Source organism: Streptococcus sp. GMD6S (genome assembly GCF_000297015.1).
Map to the genome: position 1 here is coordinate 1 of NZ_AJRH01000088.1, position 3,805 is coordinate 3,805.

Annotated in this window: 1 protein-coding gene and 2 pseudogenes; all 3 read right to left on the reverse strand. The window is 38.0% G+C overall.

Going from position 1 to position 3,805, the window contains the following annotated elements; all coding sequences use genetic code 11:
- Nucleotides 1–2,285: pseudogene (gene padA, locus GMD6S_RS08475) on the reverse strand (LPXTG-anchored isopeptide-forming adhesin PadA); the annotation flags it as partial.
- Nucleotides 2,286–2,344: 59 nt separating this feature from the next.
- On the reverse strand, nucleotides 2,345–2,932 hold the full coding sequence (locus tag GMD6S_RS08480) for a TlpA family protein disulfide reductase (RefSeq protein ID WP_001168154.1): 588 nt from the start codon (nucleotides 2,930–2,932) through the stop codon (nucleotides 2,345–2,347).
- Nucleotides 2,933–3,322: 390 nt separating this feature from the next.
- A pseudogene (locus tag GMD6S_RS08485) lies at nucleotides 3,323–3,805 on the reverse strand (type I glutamate--ammonia ligase); the annotation flags it as partial.

Genomic DNA, 3,805 nt, shown 5'->3' on the forward strand with positions numbered 1-3,805 from the left:
TTTTCACCAAGTTTTACATTCAAGCTATCTGCCTGAACTTCCAACTCTGAAACAACTGTATCCGTAAGGCTAAATGTATCTGCAATGCCTGGCCATGGAACAGTCACTTTGTACTCAAAGAGTTCCTCTTCTGCCTTCAAATCTTCATGTTCTTTGTCATTAACCTTCTTCGTAATTTCTGTTACAACTGGAGGTTTCACGTAAACTGGATTTGAACGGCGAATGGTACTTGGTTTGTCAGCTGTTTTAGCATGTTTACTTGGATCAGGATTATTATCCTCACCATTCCACATGATATTACCCTGGTTCAGCAAACCGAAGCCATCATTATCCTGAAGAAGGGCCATGAATTCTTTGCTCGCTTGATTATTGCGATATTGCTCCTTCAAGCGAACGGTAATGGTCATTTTAGCTTTTTGAAGCACTAAGTATTCATAACCATTCACACTTGGTACATCAGCAACAACAACTTCACGTTCGTTTCCGAGATCGTCATTTTGTTTCACTACACGAGTCAAGATTTGACCTTGTGGTCCAGAAGCATGATGACCTACAACTTCTAAACGATAGTCAAGAGGGTCTGTCAACATAACGTTTTGCTTAAACTCATAAGGAACGTTGTTGAAGTTGTAATCTACTGTATAAGTAAATGTTTCGTCTTTGGCAGACAAGTTAGCCGCATAGGCTGGTTTTTTAGTCAATTGAAGTGGATCTTCAATAGTACCAGTATCATTGCTTTGATCTTGGTCTGCAATTTTCTTGGTGGCACTTGGGTAACAGTATTCAAGTTTTTGAACTTCTACAGTTTCTTTCGAACCACCGATTGTTTCAGTCGCAAAATCACCAACTTTAAATTTACCAGTCAGCTCAGGAACTGGAACTGTCTCCTTAACTGGTTTGTAGTCTGCAGGAGGGTCTTGCTCATCATCCTCATCAACTTGTTCAGCATGTGCTTCCTTACTCAAATCATAGTCAAACTTGTTGTTTCCTGGATTAAAGACACTCTCTGGAACAGAGATTGTAACCTTGTCTCCTTCTTGAACAATCTTACCACGAATTTCTTTCTTCGAATCGGTAACCTTTGATACAATCTTCTTACCATTAATTCGAACTGCATCTACCTTATATCCTGGAGTAACTTCAAACTCACCTTTGATATCTTCTTTAACCAGAGCAGCACCAACAGATTCTAGAACTCGACTTGAGAATTTATTGATATCGCTTTGTTCATTAACATAGAAGGAAACATCTTTTCCATTGATATTTTTAGCTGGAGAAGCCATCCCCTCTAATGCTTCATGGAAAATCTCTTGGACACTTCGGTTATCCCCTATATCAAAATATTTTGAATAACCTTCTTTATATGTGTCATAGTACTGAGCTTTGGAATTCGCAAAGATTGTTACGTCTTCCCAGAAACCAACTACTACTGTTCCTTCAGAACCAACAACATTTTTAAGTCTTGTAGATGCTTCCTTAACCTCTTTCACACGCCCTAAAACGTTTTGAGACGCCTCTGTTAGTTCATTAAAATTCCATGCACGTGTAAGAATATTGTTCCGATAGTCACTGTACTCTAGACGAACCTTACCATCAGGGTCACGTTTCCCATTGGCAACACCATCCGTAATCAAAAGAAAGATAGTTTTACGACCATTAGCCATATTCCCTTTTCTTTCATTATATTGAGCAATGACATCGTCAATAGCTGGAACAGTTGGTGTTCCTCCCGCTACTTTAATATTATTAATGAATTGATGGATATCATTTTGGTCAGAAGACAAGTTACTTGCCTTGTATTTGTAATCATAGTCAGGTCCCCAACTACCATAAACATCTTTACGGCCTGTAAAATCGTTATTGTAGTAGTAGTTGTATCCATCTGCACCTTGGAAGGTCGCCATCATAACCCGGTCTGATGTATCTGGATTATCAGTCTTAACCAAACGTGGGTTATTTTCATCATACTCTTCTTCCTTCACAAATGTCGTCAGAGTTTTTAAAGCATTCTGGACATTTGGAATGGTGTTCTTAAATGATCCACTCGCATCCTGCAAGATTACCAAATCCACTGGTTTTCTAGGCAGGCGCCAGCTAATTTTTTCCGTTTTTTCAATTTTACGGGAACATCCATTTTGTGTTATCTTTGTATTTCCACCTACTTCAATAGTACTACCGCCTTCATTTGCTGCAGCGCTACCAAGTATCTGTCCCATTAAGGCTAATGGAACAGATAAGAATAAAATGATAAACAATATGGAGACCTTTTTAATGAAATCTCTCATTGCTATTTCTGAAATCCTATTGTGATTTCTTCTTCCCCCTTTTCTATAGTAGATATATGTTAGTTGAGTAGTGTTTGCAACTCTTTAGAAAAGCTTTCCGCATCGGAATGGTTAACCAATACATTTTTTACTTCTTGCTTTTTGGTTACAAAATACATACTTGGTATGGTCTGAACCTGTAATAGATCTGCAGCTGATTGATCTTCGTCATAGTAATAAGGGAAAGTGTATCCTTTTTCCTTAATGTATCGATCAGCACTCTCTTTTGTTTCTTTACCAGGTTCGTTCATATTTAGTAAAACAAAATTGATCTGTTCACCATACTTTTCATACATCTGCTGAACAATGGGTAGTTGTTTCTGACAATGAGGACACCAACTAGCCCATTCGACAATTAACATAGGTTTATCATACAGCTCTGAACTAGCAACCAATTTACCGTCTTGAGAAGTCATTTTAAATTCTGGAAGTTGTTGACCTTTTAGACTCAAGGCAGTATTGTTCTCAGCACTTGAAGTTGATTGCGAAACTGATGAAGTCCCTACTTCTCCGTCCTTAGCGGGTCTAGTATAATAAATCAAACCCACCGACAATCCGATGATGACTCCCACTGCTAAAAACGGAAGCCACCACTTATCTTTTTGCATAGAATCTCCTTTCCTTTTTGATGAAATATGGCGAGTAGAACTTGAGTAAATAATATATTAAATAATTTATAAACTCTCCAAAACTCATCCATTCCAAAAAACATTTTATCATTTACTAATTCGTATTTCAAGAAATATGTTGTCAAATTGTAAACTTTTTTCTTTCCCACGCTAAACCCGCCACACTACTGCATTAAATAGGTATAATGAAAATGATTGGACGTTATTTTCTAATTATTTTCAGAATATTATTTCTTTTTAATGCATAATTCACTCTTTCTTGTTTTCTGTTTTTCTATATAATAACTATACTAAAAACAGCAACGAAATACATTTAAAAATTTGCAATAATAAAAAAGATTGCCCAATCAGACAATCTTTTTTATGTTCTTAATACAAATCAAGATAATTATCAACTTCCCATTGTGACACAAAGGTTGCATAGCTAGCCCACTCGATACGTTTAGCTTCAAGGAAGCTCGTGTAGATGTGTTCACCTAGGGCTGCCTTGACCACTTCATCCTCAGTCAAGGCTTTCAAGGCGTTGTGAAGCGTTGATGGAAGGTCAGTAATTCCAGCTTCCTTACGCTCTTCCGCTGTCATGATATAGATATTTTCTTCGATAGGAGCTGGTGCTTCGATTTTGTTTTCAATACCATGCAAACCAACTTCCAATAGAACTGCCATAGCGATGTATGGGTTTGCCATCGGGTCCACTGAACGCAACTCAAGACGAGTTCCCATACCACGTGAAGCTGGTACGCGCACAAGTGGCGAACGGTTACGACCAGCCCAAGCAATGTAAACAGGCGCTTCATAACCTGGAACCAAACGTTTGTATGAGTTAACTGTTGGGTTCATGATAGCAGTATA